Consider the following 14,919-nt stretch of genomic DNA (forward strand, 5'->3'; position numbering starts at 1 on the left):
GGCCACGAGCACAGCCATGACCACGACCACGGCCATGACCACAGCCACGGCCATGAGCACCCTGGCGGTCTCAAGGGCTTCTTGTATGGCCTTTTTTGTCCCGCACAGCCATGATGCGGCGGACTCGGTGGACGAGGCCATGGAAAGCTCGGCCAAGGGCATCCGGGCGCTGAAAATTTCCCTGGCCGTGCTGGCGGTGACTGCGCTGTTACAGGCGGTGGTGTTCCTGTTCAGCGGGTCCGTCGCTTTGCTGGCCGATACAATCCACAACTTCTCCGATGCCTTGACCGCCGTGCCATTGTGGGTGGCATTCATCTTGAGCCGCCGGGCGGCCACGCGGACCTACAACTATGGGTTCGGCCGGGCAGAAGACCTCGCCGGCCTGTTTATCGTCGCTATGGTGGCCCTGTCCGCCGTCGTCGCGGCGGTCGAATCCGTCATCCGCATCTTCCAGCCGCAGCCTCTGCACAACCTGGGCTGGGTCCTGGCGGCCGGTCTGATCGGTTGCGCCGGCAACGAGATCGTTGCGGTCTACCGGATCAGGGTCGGCAGGGAAATCGGTTCCGCCGCGCTGGTAGCCGATGGGGAACGGTCCGGGACATCGGTCGCCGCCTCCTGGACGGCGTTGATCCCACCCTGCTGGCACGCGCAGAGGCGGCCATTGCGCCGGTAGCACCGGACGAGTCAACGGTCCGCCTACGGTGGAGCGGGCACCGCCTGCAGGTCGAGGTGAGCGCGCCGGCCGACCCGCACTGGTCCATGGCGCAGCTGGCGAACGTGAACCGCCGGATCGAGGAGGCAGTGCGCGCCGAGATCCGCAACGTCGGAACGGTGCTCGTCGTCGCCCGCCCGTGGGCGTGCCGGCTGCTGCCGGTCCGCACGCTTGGTTCAACGCACCTCTGAGGGATTGAGTTTTACCCTGCGCAGCAGCTGGGCGTTCAGGGCCACGACGATCGTGGACGCCGACATCAGCACGGCACCGGCCGCCGGGGACAGCACGACGCCGGCAAACGCGAGGACACCGGCGGCCAGCGGTACGGAAATGACGTTGTAGCCGGTGGCCCAGACCAGGTTCTGCCACATTTTGTGGTAGCTGGCCCGGGAGAGCTCCAGCATCGAGAGCACCGCCCGCGGATCGTTTCCGGCCAGGACCACACCCGCCGATTCCATCGCCACATCGGTGCCGGCTCCGATCGCGATGCCGACCTCGGCGCGGGCCAGCGCGGGGGAGTCGTTCACGCCGTCCCCGACCATGGCGACCTTCAGCCCGCGGGACTGAAGTTCGGCGACCTTCTTGTCCTTGTCCGCTGGGAGTACTTCGGCGAACACCTCGTCAATGTCCAGGTCGTGGGCAACTGCCTGAGCGACCTGGCGGGCGTCACCGGTGACCATGGCGACCTGCAGCCCCCGATTCTGCAGCGCCGCGACGGCCTGCCGGGACTCGGGCCGGATGCTGTCTTCGAGACTGACCGCCCCGAGGACATGGTTTCCGTCCATGACGTGCAGCACGGCAGCACCCCGGTCCATCCAGCCGCGGGTCGAGCGGCCCAACGTTTCGGGCTCGGTTGCGCCGAGTTCGCGCAGCAGGGCCGGGCCGCCGACATGGACCGTGCGGTTCCCAATCTCGGCTCGAACACCGCGCCCGGTCAGCGAGCTGAAGCCGGTGGCCTGCGGAATCGCCAGGTTACGTTCCCGCGCCGCCCGGACGATGGCCCGGGCAACAGGATGCTCGCTGTCGGCCTCGGCCGCAGCCGCGAGGGCGAGTAGCTCATCGGCGTCTATGCCGGGAACTGTCGCGACGTCCTTGAGGTCCGGCGCGCCGGTGGTGAGCGTTCCGGTCTTATCGAACAGGACGACGTCGATGGTCCGCATCCGCTCCAGGGCCATCCGGTTTTTGATCAGCACGCCGGCCTTGGCCGCCTGCTCGGTAGAAATGGCGATCACCAGGGGAATGGCAAGGCCCAAGGCGTGCGGGCACGCGATGACCAGCACCGTGACGGTGCGCGTGACAGCCTCAGGGACACTGCCCATCAGGGTCCACGCGATGAAGGTCAGGACACCTGCGCCGGCGGCGAAGTAGAACAGGAAGGCTGCGGCCCGGTCGGCCAGGGCCTGGGCCTTGGACGACGAGGCCTGCGCTTCGGCGACCAGGCGCTGGATCCCGGCCAGGGCAGTGTTGTCTCCGACCGCGGTGACGCGGACGCGGACGCTGTTGTCGGTTGCGACGGTGCCGGCGACCACTGCGTCCCCGGTACGTCGGAGAACCGTTTTGGATTCTCCGGTGATCATCGACTCGTCAACCTCGGCCTGGCCCTCCACCACGGTGCCGTCCGCCGGCATTCTGGCGCCGGAACGGACCAGGACGGTGTCACCCTCGCGGAGTTCGGCAACCGGGACGGTTTCGGTGCCGGCGTCGGTGACGCGTTCGGCCTCGTCCGGAAGGAGCGCGGCGAGGGCATCAAGGGCACCCTGGGCCGAGCCGAGGGCGCGCATCTCGATCCAGTGCCCCAGCAGCATGATCGCCACCAGCAGGGCCAGCTCCCACCAGAAATCCAAATCGAACCCGCCGATGCCCAGGGTCGTCACCCAGGACGCGGCGAACGCCACGGTGATAGCCATGGCGATCAGCAGCATCATCCCCGGCTGCCGGGCTTTCAATTCAGACCAGCCGCCGGTCAGGAACGGCTGTCCACCGTACAGGAAGATCACCGTGCCCAGCACCGGGGGGATCAAGGACGAGCCGGGGAACATTGGCGCCATGTAGCCAAGGAGATGCCCGACCATGGGGCTGAAATAAACCACCGGGAGGGACAGGGCCAAGGTCAGCCAGAACCTGTTTTTGAACATCGCCGTGCTGTGCCCGGCATGTTGGCCGTGGGTATGCACGGCGTGGTCATCCTGCCCGCCGTGAGCCCCGTGTACCCCGTGGTCGCTGTGCGGGCTCCGGGTAGCCGTGGCGCTCGCAGGCCCAGGCCGGGAGGGAGCGGACGGGCTGCCCGGTGCGCCGGGGGAGGCGTGGCCGCCGGTATGGCCGTCGTGGCCACCGTGATGGTGCGTGTGGTCTTCCATGAATTCCTCCTCAAGAGGGAAGCCCGTGTCGGGGCGGGGAAGTGAAGGGCTGGGAGTCAGTTGCTGGCCAGCGTGTAGCCGGCGGCAGCGAGGGCCGCGCCCACTGTGGCGCTGTCGGCCTTGCCGGCCACGAGCAGCCGGGAACGACCGCCGGGAATGAGCTGCACGGAGGCGGCCTCCACGCCGTCGAGCGCCGCTACGGCCTTCTCGACTGCCTGTACGCAATGCCCGCAGGTCAGGCCCTCGACGCCGAACTCGACGTCCGGGCTGGCGGCTGTGGACGTGGGTTCAGGGGCTGCGGTCGAGCAGCAGCTGCAACCCGCGGCCGATGAAATAAGGGGCAGTTGGGTACGGGGCTCAGTTCCACACATATCAGTTTCCATTCCTGCGTAAACGATCAATGGGTGCTGTGGTTGAACGGCTGTGTGAGCGGGTTCCAGATCACCCGCCGGGACATACCACGTCACTGACAACACCACGAGTATACCCCTAGGGGGTATCAAGTCAAGCCAGGCCGGCTGGCGGCTGCCGGGCGGTATCTCAGGGTTGCTCGCTGGGTCCCATGATCCGCAGGACCGGACGGCCGTTGACGTCTTCGAGGGGGAAGTAGACCCGGTGGGTTGCCGGGTCGACGGCGACGGTATGGGCGTGGTTGGCAAGCTTGGCCGATGCCACCGGGACGAGGCTGCGGCCCCGCTCTTCGAAGACACCCACGGTGCCGTCTTCCGCGGCGAGATAGAGCCGGTGCAGGCCGGCGTCGAAGGCCAGCACGTCGGGGGTGTCGCCGGTGTCCAGCTGCGCGGTGGCCTGCCTGGTGCGAAGGTCCAGGACCAGCAGCCTGGCGTTGCCTTCGCAGCCGATAAAGGCCAACTGCTGGATCCCGTCGAGGGAGAGGCCGTGGTTCCCGTCGCATCCGTCGACCTTGATCCGGTCGGTGATGGTGTCGGTGGCGGGGTCAATGACGAGCAGTTCGCTGCGGCTTTGCCCGTTGACGAAGACCTTGCCGGAGGCGGGGTCGTAGATGACGTTCCCGGTTTCGCCGCCCACGTCGATCGGCGGCTGGTCCTTGCCGCTTGCGAGGTTGATGACGGTCAGGGCGTGGTCGTGTTCGTTGGAGACGTAGGCCTTGCCGTGGACCGGGTCGTAGGCGATCCCGTCCGGGAGGTTTCCGGACTTTACGCGGCCGGTTTCCTTCAGGGTGTCTGTGTCGATGATGGCAACCTCGTTGGTCCCGGAGGCCGCGGCCAGAAGTGTGTGCCGGTCGGGGGCCACGGCCACGCCATGGACCGAAGCGGTGCCGGGGACGGTTCCGGCCACGGTGGACGTGACGAGGTCAACGGCCACGACCGTGCCGTCTCCCAGGTGCGCGAGGTAGAGCCGTTGGGCGCTCGGGTCGAGGGACTGGTAATCGAACCGTGTCGCCCCGCCGGGCAGTGCCAGGTCCTGCAGCAGTCTCAGCGGCAGGGCCGGGCCTTCCGTCGGACCGGGCCCTGAGCAGCCCGAGAGCACCAGGGCGATGAGGGTGGCCAGGGCCGTGGTGGTGAAGGTCCTGACCGAACTGACGCGGAACGACATGAGCGGCTCCTCTGCCTCTATCATCGCAAGAATCGCTGCGGAGAGCGACGCCGGGCCGCACCTCCGCATCACTTGTAACCGTCGTTACAATGATGAGTGTGACTGCAAGAATTGAATGGTTGTTGGTGTTGGTCCAGGTCCCGGCCCAGCCGTCCCGGCATCGCGTTTCGGTCTGGCGCCAACTGCGCAAGACCGGGGCCGTGCCGGTTTCTCCCGGCCTGTGGACAGTGCCGGCGGGGCCGGCGTTCGAGCCGGGAATCGAACGCGCGCGGGAACTGTGCCGCGCAGGGAACGGTACATTCGCCGTCGTCGGGGCCACCCCGCGGGACGCCGCCTCGGCCGAGCTGTTCAGGAACCTGTTCCGGGATGCCCGTGCCGAGGCATGGGTGGAGTTCATCGCCGACTGTGGAAAGTTCGAAGCGGAAATCGCCAAGGAGACCGCGAAAGAAAAGTTCACTTTCGCTGAACTTGAAGAGGAAGAGCAAAGTCTGGACCGGCTGCGGCGCTGGCACCGCGAATTGAAGAAACGCGACGTTCTGGAGCTTTCCGAGGCCCAGGACGCCGACCGGCGGCTGCGCGCCTGCGCCGGGGCCCTCGCCGGGTTCGCAGAGCAGGTCTACGGTACGGTCCACGGCCTATCCGGTGACGCTGATGACGCCGTCGCCGAGGGCGCGCGACCGGCGCCGTTGGCGGGCGGGGTGGCGCAATGAGGAGGAAGCGGACCGCCGGGATGGCCTCGGCCCCGAAGGCGGTGGCCGGGGAGAGCGTCCCGGCGCTTCGGGTTCTCGCCCCGCTGTATGGCGCCGGCTTTACCACCGCCTTCGGCGCCCACAGCATCGCAGCAGGTTTGGGTGTGGAGGGCCAGAGTCTTGGCCTGAGCCTGCTGACCTTCGGCATCCTCCTGGCCGTCTATGACATCGCGGAGGTCATCCTGAAGCCCGTCTTCGGGTCATTGAGCGACAGGATCGGCGTAAAGCCCGTGATCGTCGGCGGCCTCATCGCCTTCAGCGCCGCCTCCCTCGCTGGCGTCTTTGCCGCCGGGCCGCTGATGCTGGCTATCGCCCGGCTGGGCCAGGGCGCCGCGGCTTCAGCGTTTTCGCCCGCTTCCTCGGCCGCCGTTGCCAGACTTGCCGGCCCGGCCGCCGCGGGGCGCTACTTTGGCCGGTACGGGTCATGGAAGGGAGTGGGCTACGTTCTCGGCCCGCTGCTGGGCGCGGTGCTGATTGGCGCCGGCGGTTTTCCCGCACTATTCATCACCCTGGCGCTGTGCTCGGCAGCGGCGGCCGTGTGGACGTGGGCCGCCCTGCCCACGCTGCCGGTGCTTCCCCGTCCCCGGTACACCGTGGTTGATCTCCTGCGCCAAAGCACCGAGCGTGGGTTCTTGGTCCCCACCATGGTGCTCGCCGGAGCCACGGGAGCACTGGGGGTCGCCGTCGGTTTCCTGCCGCTCCTGGGCAACGCGCTGGAGCTGCCACTGGTGGTGAGCATGGGAGCCGTCGCCGTCCTGGCCCTGTCATCGACGCTGACCCAGCCACTCGTGGGCAAGCTTCGGGATGAAAACCGGCTGGCTCCGCGGCTGGGAATGTCCTCCGCGCTAGTGCTTATCGCGGCCGGCTTCCTCATCCTGGCACTGGCGCCGCTGCCCATCACCCTGCTCCTTGCCGCAGCCCTCACTGGCACCGGCATCGGCATCGCTACGCCGCTGGGCTTTGCCTACCTCGCCGCGGCCACTCCGCCGGAACGGATGGGCCGGACCATGGGCACAGCCGAACTTGGCCGGGAAGTCGGCGATGCCGCCGGCCCGCTGATCGTCGGCGGCATCGCTTCCGCAGCCGGCATCGCCGTCGGTCTCGGCGCGCTGGCCGGGATCCTCGCCGCGGCGGCCGCCATTTGCTACGCCGCCCTGCGCATTTCCAGCACGCCAGGAGCGGGAACGGAGCCGGCCGGCTAGGAAGCGCGGCCGGTCACCAGTGTGTCTCCGCTGCCGGCGGCAACAATTCGGCAAAACGGGACAGAGGACGTCCCATCTCCGCTTAGGATGAGGAAACAAATTACGGCGTCCCGACACCCGGTCCAAGGAGATGACGTGACAATAGCACCGCAGGGGCTGTCGTCTGCCCGACACGGCGCCCACATCCGCTCCCACGCCCTCCAGGGCCGGATCATGGACCTCATTCTTGAGCAGGGACTGGACGTGGGGGACTCCCTCCCCACCGAAAGTGAGCTTTCGGCCGTCCTGGGCGTCGGCCGCAATACCGTGCGTGAGTCCCTGAAGGTCCTCCAGGCCCTCGGGGTGATCGAGATCCGTCACGGTTTCGGGACGTTCGTGGCACCCAACAACTTCAGCGCGCTGACCGACGGCCTGGTTTTCCGCGGCCGCCTGTCCCTACGGCACCACGGCGGGGAAGCCATGGAACTCGTCGACGTGCGGCAGGCCCTGGAGTCGGGCCTGATCGGCCCTGCCATTGACCTGGTGACCGACGAGCAGCTCAGCGACCTCCGTACGGTCATGGAGGCGATGGAAGCCGCGGCCGCCGCCGGCGAGCCGTTGGCCGAGCTCGACGCCGAATTCCACCGCAAGCTCTACGCGCCGCTGAACAATGAGCTGCTGATGAACCTGATGGACGTCTTCTGGAAGGTTTACCGGCACATCTGCCAGGCCCTCGGCGCCGCCCCGACGAACCCCGCAGACCAGGTCCGGATTCACTGGGAAATTTACGAAGCTGTTGCAAACAAGGACAAGACCGTGGCGGCACAACGCCTCCAGCGGCACTTCGACGGTATCCGCCAGAAGCTCAAGGACATGGCCGCCCTTTAGGCTACGTTCAGCCCTGCAATAACCGCCCGGCGCGCAGCACTGCGACCTTGCGGAAACCGGCGTCGACCGCAACCAGGTCGGCGCGCATCCCCGCCCGCAGGCTGCCGACCTCGGCCTCCAGCCCGAGCAGTTCCGCCGGAACTGCGCTCGCGGCGCGCACGGCGTCCGCAGGGCTCACCCCGGCGTCGATCGCCAGCCGGACAACGTCCAGCAGCGTGGCCGTGCCGCCCGCGAGGGCGCCGTCGCCTTGCAGCGTGGCGACCCCGTTCTGCACCACCACGGCCGAGGGCCCCAGCTGGTAGCCGCCATCCGGCAGCCCGGTTGCCGCCATCGAGTCAGTCACGAGCACCACGTTTGCGGCTCCGGCCAGTTCGAACACCATCAGGACAGTCTCCGGGTCCAGATGCACGCCGTCGGCGATAAGTTCCACGGCCACGGTCCCGGCCCGGGCCAGCCGGAGGCAGGCGGCCGCCGGGCCCGGGCTCCGGTGGTGCAGCGGCGGCATCCCATTGAACAGGTGGGTGACCGTCGGCCGCGCGCCACGCCCCAACCCGGCCGCCCCGGTGGTGCCAGGACCGCCGGCGGAGCGCAGCAGTCCGGCTGCTGCTGCCAGTGACGCCGCCGTGGTGTGCGCGTCCGCATCCGTGTGACCCAGCGACGGGATGACACCGTGGGCTGCGAGCACGCCCAGCAGTTCGTCGGCCCCGGGCAGTTCGGGGGCATAAGTCATCGTCCTGAGGGTCCCGCGGGCGGCGTCCAGCAGCTCGCCGAGTAAGTCCGGGTCGGGGCTCCGGAGCCACTCCGGGTCCTGCGCGCCGCAGCGGGTGTGCGACAGGAAGGGACCCTCGGCGTGGACTCCGGCGATAAGACCTTCGGCGGCGAGGGGCCGCAGGACGGCCAGGGCGGCCAGCAAGTCCGCCCTCGACGCCGTGACCAGGCTCGCCAGCAGGGTGGTGGTGCCGCTGCGGTGCAGGAAGTCGACCGCGGTCCGGCACGCCCTGCTGTCGCCGGTGGGGAAGTCACCGCCGGCTGCTCCGTGGCAATGCAGGTCGATCAGCCCTGGCACGATTGAACTTCCCGGCGGCAGCCGCAGTTCTTCCGCCGCGGGGAATTCCGCCGGGCGGTATCCGGACCGCGGCCCGGCATAGCTGATCCGCCCCCCGGCGACGGCCACCACCGCGTCGGCGTGCAGCCGGCCGTCGGTGATCATGGTGCCCGACAGGACATACGCCGCCGCCGTCGTTCCGCCGGGTTCCGGAGTCAGCATCCTGGTGCCTTTCAAAGGTCGCGGTGTGCCGGGGGAGGCGGCCGGCGCTCAGGAGAGCGCAGGGCTGCCGCAAACCAGCCGGTGATGGCGGCGGGACGCCCTACCGCCAGCATAGTTTGAGGCCGCATTGCGGCAGCACCGCCTGCCTCTGCTGCCCTCAGCCGAGCGGCACGCGCTCCCAGCCATGCGCGCGGGGTTCCCAGGTGAAGTTCGCCCGCTCCCGGTTCAGGAACGCATTGATGCCGATGGCCATATCCGGCCCATCCGTCATCGCCGCCCAGGCGTCCTCCCACTCCTCATCCAGGCGCGGATTATTGGAATCCGTCAGATTCACCAAGTGCTTCATCGAGTGGGTGGAGAAGCGGGAGCGGCTCAGCAGCGACTCCAGCAGCAGCCGGCACCGTTCCTCAAACTCGCCGTCAGGAACGACTTCGGCGACCAGGCCCAGGTCCTGGGCGCGGGCTGCCGTGAACTCCTGGCCGGTGAGGAGGATGAACTTGGCGTTGGCCGGACCGACCTGGTGCACCAGCCGCTCGATGCCGGCCCGGGGGTAGATGATGCCGATCTTGGACGGGGTGATGGCGAAGGCGGAACGCTGGCTTGCGACGATGAAATCGCAAGCCGAAGCAATTTGCCAGCCTCCGCCCATGCAGGCGCCGTCGACCAGCGCGACGGTCGGCTTGGCGACCGAAGCAATCGCCTGGTCGGCCATGCTCAACTGGTCCACCGCCGTGCTTTCCTGATCCCGGTCCAGGAGGACCGAGGACAGTTCGGTGATGGCGGCGCCTGCGCTGAACGTCTCGCCGGCGCCGCGAACGGCCACCACGGTGACGGCGGGGTCCGCATCCAGCCGCGGCATCAGTTCCTGGAGTTGCAGGCACATGGCCCGGGTGAGGGCATTGCGCTGCGCGGGGTTGTCGATTTCCACCAGCGCCAGCCCGCCGGAAACCGAGACGTTGATGCTGCCGGATGTCGTGCGCTTGCTCATGGTTGGGCTCCTGCCGTTTCGCGGTAGGTCTTCAGGTGACCGTTGGCCTCGAGGCGATCGATTTCGCTCTCGGAAAGGCCGATCTCCCTGAGGACGTCGGTACTGTGTTCCCCGAGAAGGGGAGGGGGCGAGACGATCTCGCTGCGCTCGCCGTCGACCGTCAGCGGGCCCCGGAGCAACGGCAGCGCGGAGCCGTCGTGCCGCCGGACCTGCCGGACCAGTCCGAGTGCGGCAACCTGCTCGGATGCCAGAGCTTGGGAGTAGTCGTAGATCGGGCCGCACGGGATGCCCGCCCGGCTGATCTCGGCGACCCACTCCGCAGCGGTTTTCGACGATAGTGCCGATTCCACCAGCTCCGTGAGCTGGTCCCTGTTCGCAGAACGGTCCTCGCCGCGCACGAACCGGGGATCCTCGACGGCCAGCGGAATACCGAGCAGCTCGCAGAATGCCCGCCATTGTCTGTCATTGCCCACCGCGATGGTGATGGATTCCGTGGCGGTGCGGAACATCCCGTACGGCGCGATGACGGGGTGGTTGTTCCCCTGCGGTGAAGGAGTCTCGCCCAGGCTGAGGGCCCGCTGGCCCTGAAATACCGAAAGGTTGAGCGCCGTCTCCAACAAGGACGTGGACACGTTGCTGACCGGGTGCCCCTGGCTCCGGCCGAGCAAGGCAGCGACGACACCAAAGGCGCAGACCATGCCTGAGGTGATGTCCACGATCGGGACGCCCACGCGATACTCTTCCCCGGGGCCCGCCCCTGTGACGGACATCAGGCCGGACATACCCTGGATCACCTGGTCCAGGCCGGCATCATCCTTCAGCGGGCCGGTATCGCCGAATCCCGTGACGGAGCCAACAACGAGCCCCGGGTTCAGCTCGTTGAGCCGCTCCGGGGTAAGCCCCATCTTCTCCAGGGTTCCGGGTTTGAAGTTCTCCACCAGGACATCTGCGCCGGTGATGAGCCGTGCGAGGACCTCCCGACCCTCTGGTGAGTAGAAATCGATGCATACCGAAGCCTTGTTGCGGTTCACGGCGTCGAAGTAGAGGCTGTGGCCGCCTTCGAACGGTGGCCACTGGCGGGCTGTGTCGCCGCCGTTCACGCTTTCGACTTTGATGACCTTCGCTCCCATATCGGCGAGCAGCGCCGTGCAATACGGACCTGCCAGTGCTCGGCTCAGGTCGATCACGGTAATTCCGTGGAGTGGCTTGGTCATGGGGACTCCCTTGTTCATGATGCCTGGAAGACAGTTTCAGTGTTGGTCACAAGCTGGCCGGGATGACGAGCGCCCCGACCAGCATGAGTGGCCCGACGGCGACCATTGACAGGCCCCAGCGGGTCAGCAGCCTGGCCATCCGGGGCCGTTCGTCCTCGTCCACGGTCGCGACGTACGTCGCGCCCACGGTGGAGAAGGGTGAGACATCCACGATGGAGGAGCAGACGCCGAGGGCCGCGATGACCGCCCAGCCCGCGATGTCGCCGGACGCTACCAGGGGCAGGGCCAGCGGCACCAGCGCCGCGAGCATCCCGGTGGTCGATGCGAAGGCGGAAACGAGTCCGCCGATGGCACAAATCACCAGCGCTGCGAGCAGCGGTGTGCCGGCACCTGCCGCGGCCTTGCCAAGCAGGGCAACGGCCCCCATGGCCTGAAGGACGCCGACGAAGGTGATGATTCCGCCAACCAGCAGGACAGTTGACCAGTCAATCTTGGACACGGCGGTTTTACCGGTGCTCGGGTCGCACAAAGTTAGGACGGAAGCGAAGGCGAAGCAGAGGATGCCGATATCAGGATTGCCACCGAGAACCGACATGACGATGACCGTCAGCACCAGGCCGGCCATGCACAGCACGGTGATCACCTGGTTGCGGTTCATCTTTTCGACCGGGGCCGGTGCCGCGGCCTCCGGTTCGTCGAGTACCTGAACGCCGTGGGCCACCACCCGCTGGCTGCGTGCGGCATTGCCGTCGCGCTCGAAGGGGTGCGACGGCGCCGGACGGCTGGTGCTGAAGCGGGGCAGCTCGCCAACGCCGTCGGAGGTACGGGTCTGCAGCAGCTTGAAGCCGCCAAAGAGTGCGTAGGCTGCGGCAACCAGCAACAGGTTTGCGCCCAGCGCCACGCTGAAGAGCACCAGCGGGTCCAGGTCGATGCCGGCGGCCCGCGCGGTCCCGTACGTCACGATGCCGAAAAGACTGGTGGGTGCAAACGCTCCGGCGCTGAGCCCGGAGCCCATCGCGATGCCCATGAGCACGCGGTCGATGTTGTACTTCTTCGCGAGCGGCATGCCGATGGGAGCCATCACGAGTCCGGCCAGCGGTGATCCCATGGCCGAAATTCCCGCGGTAAGGGCGAAGAATGCGATGGGAAGGAAGAAGGCGCGGTCCCCGACCTTGGCGATCGCGAGGCTGATGATGCGGTCGATGGTGCCGTTGGCCTGGGCAATTGCAAAAAAGTAGGTCACCCCCACCAGCAGGACAAGAATTCCGACGGGGAAGCCGGCCACCACTTTCTCGATGGTCATGCCGGCCATCCAGACACCCACTCCCGCGGCGGCGGCGAACATGAGCACGCCGATGTGCACTTTTCGCACGCTCGCTATCGCGAAGACCGCCACAAAGATGACTAGGGCTGCAATTTGAACACCCATAGGTTCTTACTCCAATCACACATCATCGGTTCACTGGTTGAACCATTGGTTCATTTCTGCAAGCTGGCTGTAATGTAGATCACGGATACGGGCAGGTCAACCACCCGTCAGAACCGAGGAGGGCCCGTGAGCACCCAGAGCGTCGTGACGGCCATGCGGGTTCTCGAGGCCGTCTCCGACAGCCAGCCTGCGGGGCTCTCCGACTTAAGCCGCGCCGTGGACGTGCCCAAAGCCACCGTGCTGCGGATGCTCCGGACGCTCGACGAACTGGGCTGGGTGACCCAGGCGGAGGGGCGGGACGGGAAATGGGTGCTGACCAACCATGCCTTCGCGGTGGCAAGCCGGGGAAGCAGCGGGTCCGCGATCCGGGACGCTGCCATGGGGCCGCTGAACGGGCTGCAGCTGGACACCACGGAGACAGTCCACCTGACCGTGCCGGACAAACGGTTCATGTTGGTCCTGGAGCGACTCGACACCCCGCACGTCCTTCGGGCGTTCCTGCCGCTGGGCTCACGGATTCCGATGCACGCCTCCGCCACTGGTATCGCGTACTTGGCCGCCTCCGAGGCGAGCGTCGTGGACGACTACCTGTCAGCCCCGTTGGATGCCGTTACGCCCCAAACCGTGGTGGATCCGGCCTCGCTGCGCCGGGTGATCGAAGAAACCAGGGACCGGGGCTACTCGATCAACGAGGAAGGGCTGAGCACCGGCATCACCTCCATCGGGGCGGCCTTCCTGGGGCCGGGGCAGACGGCGGCCGGTTCGATTTCGATTTCCGGTCCGTCAAGCCGCATTGTCCGGAACAAATTCGAGGGATACGGCGAGGCCGCCGAGAGTGCGGCCCGGGATATCAGCCGGGCGCTTCATGCTTACGCGCCGAAGGGCTACTGACCGTCCGAGGCCCAACCGTGGGAGATTCCTCCGCACGCAAAACCGGCCGCCAGGGACCCTGGTTCCGGCCGAAACTTCAGCTCGGGACTGTTGCGCCGACTCCGGGGGGAGTAGTTTGCACGAATGGACGATTCTTATCAGGTCATAGTGGTCGGCGGCGGTTTCGCGGGCATGACGGCCGCCAGGGAACTGGGCCGCAAGGGCGTCGAGGTGCTCCTCATCGACGCCAACAGCTACCACCAGTTCCAACCGTTGCTGTACCAGGTCGCAACCTCACAGATCGGGGTTTCCGCCATCGCCCGGCCGCTTCGGGCCGTGTTCCGGCGGCTCCGGCGGGTACGGGTGCTTACCGCGGACATCACATCGTTTGACGCGGCCAATCACTCGGTGACCACCGCCGACGGCGACACTTTCCGGGCGCAGATTCTGGTCCTTGCCGTGGGTGCCGTGCCGAACTTCTTCAACACCCCCGGCGCCGATGAGCATGCGTTCCCCCTGTATTCGGTGACCGACGCGACCCGCCTGGGACGCAAGCTAACCCAGCTGCTCGACCAGGCCGACGGCGAACCCGGCGGTTCCGTGGACGTCGTCGTCGTCGGAGGCGGACCCACCGGCGTGGAGACTGCCGGTGCCATGGCGGAAAACGTCAAATTCGTGGTGCCAAAGTACTACTCGACGGACCTCGCGGCGCGCTGCAGGGTTCATTTGGTGGACATGATCCCCACCGTGCTCAACGCGTTTTCGGCCAACCTGCAGGAGTACACCAAGAAGCGCCTCACGAAAATTGGGGTTCAGCTGCACCTGGGCGTCGGCGTGGCCGAAGTCCGGGCGGACGGGGTGACCCTTGAGGATGGCACCGTGATTCCCAGCCGCGCCGTGGTGTGGGCCGGCGGCCTGAAGGCCGGTGAGATTTTTTCCGGATCCGGACTGACCCAGGGCCGCGGCGGACGCATCGACGTCCGGCCCGACCTGACCGCCCCGGATGTCGAGGGCGTCTATGTCCTCGGGGATGCGGCCAACATGACCGACGCGACCGGGACTAAACTCCCGCAACTCGGCTCGGTGGCGCAGCAAGCCGGGAAGTGGGCCGCGCGCAACATCTATGCCGACCTTAACGGCGGAACCCGGAAGCCATTCCAGTATTTCGACAAGGGGTACATGGCGATGATCGGCCGGGGCGCCGCCGTCGCCGAGCTCGGGCGCAAGCGCATCCAGCTGCAAGGCCCGCTGGCCTTCGTGTCCTGGCTGCTGGTGCACCTGGCGCTGCTTTCCGGTGTCCAACAGAAGGCCCGGGCGCTCTTTTCCTGGCTCAACGGCTACATCACCCACAGCCCTGCGCAGGTCGTCGTCGGCCGGCCCGACTAACCGGCCCGGCCGACGGCGGGGACGCTACTGCTTGCGCTCTTCTGGCTTGCCCTCCTCGGACTTGCGCTCCTCGGACGGGCGGGACTGCTCCCGGATCCGCTGTTCTTCTTCGTATTCCCGCAGGTCATTGGCCTGGTCGCCGGCATCGCCGTGCCACTCCTCGCCGCTGACCTGACGCTCGAACTCCTGGCTGGGCTGGGGGTCCTCGAGGGCATCGACCTCTTCCTCGAACTTCTTTTGCTCCGATTGATCGCTCATTGGTCCGCCTTTCGGTTCGAGGGGCTCCCGTTGTCGGTGCCGGCA

General features: G+C 67.3%; 15 protein-coding genes. 7 read left to right on the forward strand and 8 right to left on the reverse strand.

All coding sequences use genetic code 11. The features are described from left to right. Positions 1 to 16: 16 nt before the first annotated feature. Positions 17 to 673 carry a cation diffusion facilitator family transporter gene (locus AC3ANP_RS08715; RefSeq protein ID WP_488332911.1) on the forward strand — a complete coding sequence of 219 codons (657 nt, stop codon included), beginning with the start codon at positions 17 to 19 and terminating at the stop codon, positions 671 to 673. Positions 674 to 729: 56 nt separating this feature from the next. Beyond that, positions 730 to 903: a hypothetical protein gene (locus tag AC3ANP_RS08720; RefSeq protein WP_488332912.1), complete on the forward strand. Its 174-nt coding sequence runs from the start codon at positions 730 to 732 to the stop codon at positions 901 to 903. Here AC3ANP_RS08720 and AC3ANP_RS08725 read toward each other — a convergent pair. The 3 genes from AC3ANP_RS08725 to AC3ANP_RS08735 form a co-directional block, all read right to left on the reverse strand. Beyond that, positions 889 to 3,069: a copper-translocating P-type ATPase gene (locus tag AC3ANP_RS08725; RefSeq protein WP_488332913.1), complete on the reverse strand. Its 2,181-nt coding sequence runs from the start codon at positions 3,067 to 3,069 to the stop codon at positions 889 to 891. The genes AC3ANP_RS08720 and AC3ANP_RS08725 overlap by 15 nt on opposite strands. Positions 3,070 to 3,125: 56 nt before the next feature. Then, entirely contained in the window at positions 3,126 to 3,440 is a 315-nt protein-coding gene (locus AC3ANP_RS08730) for a cation transporter (protein ID WP_488332914.1), read from the reverse strand. Positions 3,441 to 3,609: 169 nt separating this feature from the next. Beyond that, entirely contained in the window at positions 3,610 to 4,644 is a 1,035-nt protein-coding gene (locus tag AC3ANP_RS08735; RefSeq protein ID WP_488332915.1) for a YncE family protein, read from the reverse strand. Positions 4,645 to 4,736: 92 nt separating this feature from the next. Here AC3ANP_RS08735 and AC3ANP_RS08740 point away from each other — a divergent pair, with 92 nt between their 5' ends. From AC3ANP_RS08740 to AC3ANP_RS08750, 3 genes are all read left to right on the forward strand, one after another. After that, positions 4,737 to 5,354 carry a Chromate resistance protein ChrB gene (locus AC3ANP_RS08740; RefSeq protein ID WP_488333006.1) on the forward strand — a complete coding sequence of 206 codons (618 nt, stop codon included), beginning with the start codon at positions 4,737 to 4,739 and terminating at the stop codon, positions 5,352 to 5,354. 20 nt (positions 5,355 to 5,374) lie between these two features. Then, positions 5,375 to 6,595: an MFS transporter gene (locus AC3ANP_RS08745; RefSeq protein ID WP_488333007.1), complete on the forward strand. Its 1,221-nt coding sequence runs from the start codon at positions 5,375 to 5,377 to the stop codon at positions 6,593 to 6,595. A gap of 141 nt (positions 6,596 to 6,736) precedes the next feature. Then, the gene (locus AC3ANP_RS08750; RefSeq protein ID WP_488333008.1) at positions 6,737 to 7,462 is read left to right on the forward strand and encodes a FadR/GntR family transcriptional regulator; all 726 of its coding nucleotides are present in this window, start codon (positions 6,737 to 6,739) and stop codon (positions 7,460 to 7,462) included. 7 nt (positions 7,463 to 7,469) lie between these two features. Here AC3ANP_RS08750 and AC3ANP_RS08755 read toward each other — a convergent pair whose 3' ends face one another. From AC3ANP_RS08755 to AC3ANP_RS08770, 4 genes are all read right to left on the reverse strand, one after another. Beyond that, complete coding sequence (locus AC3ANP_RS08755; RefSeq protein ID WP_488332916.1) at positions 7,470 to 8,729, reverse strand: N-acetylglucosamine-6-phosphate deacetylase; 1,260 nt, start codon at positions 8,727 to 8,729, stop codon at positions 7,470 to 7,472. A gap of 157 nt (positions 8,730 to 8,886) precedes the next feature. Further along, positions 8,887 to 9,717, reverse strand: coding sequence for an enoyl-CoA hydratase/isomerase family protein (locus AC3ANP_RS08760; protein WP_488332917.1), 831 nt, complete (start codon positions 9,715 to 9,717; stop codon positions 8,887 to 8,889). Next, positions 9,714 to 10,931, reverse strand: coding sequence for a CaiB/BaiF CoA transferase family protein (locus tag AC3ANP_RS08765; RefSeq protein WP_488332918.1), 1,218 nt, complete (start codon positions 10,929 to 10,931; stop codon positions 9,714 to 9,716). The genes AC3ANP_RS08760 and AC3ANP_RS08765 overlap by 4 nt, the downstream gene beginning before the upstream one ends. Before the next feature lie 46 nt (positions 10,932 to 10,977). Continuing rightward, on the reverse strand, positions 10,978 to 12,360 hold the full coding sequence (locus tag AC3ANP_RS08770) for an SLC13 family permease (protein ID WP_488332919.1): 1,383 nt from the start codon (positions 12,358 to 12,360) through the stop codon (positions 10,978 to 10,980). A gap of 126 nt (positions 12,361 to 12,486) precedes the next feature. On the opposite strand from AC3ANP_RS08770, the gene AC3ANP_RS08775 reads away from it, so the two are divergent. Beyond that, positions 12,487 to 13,251 (forward strand): IclR family transcriptional regulator, encoded by a 765-nt coding sequence (locus tag AC3ANP_RS08775; RefSeq protein ID WP_488332920.1) that lies wholly within the window; start codon positions 12,487 to 12,489, stop codon positions 13,249 to 13,251. Between the two features lie 123 nt (positions 13,252 to 13,374). Then, a complete protein-coding gene (locus AC3ANP_RS08780; RefSeq protein ID WP_488332921.1) occupies positions 13,375 to 14,616 on the forward strand; it encodes an NAD(P)/FAD-dependent oxidoreductase in 1,242 nt (413 codons plus the stop codon). A 24-nt stretch (positions 14,617 to 14,640) separates the two neighbouring features. On the opposite strand, the gene AC3ANP_RS08785 is transcribed toward AC3ANP_RS08780, so the two are convergent. Continuing rightward, positions 14,641 to 14,874 (reverse strand): hypothetical protein, encoded by a 234-nt coding sequence (locus AC3ANP_RS08785; RefSeq protein ID WP_488332922.1) that lies wholly within the window; start codon positions 14,872 to 14,874, stop codon positions 14,641 to 14,643. Positions 14,875 to 14,919 lie beyond the last annotated feature (45 nt).

It is taken from the genome of Arthrobacter sp. JB02-1C, assembly GCF_057748045.1.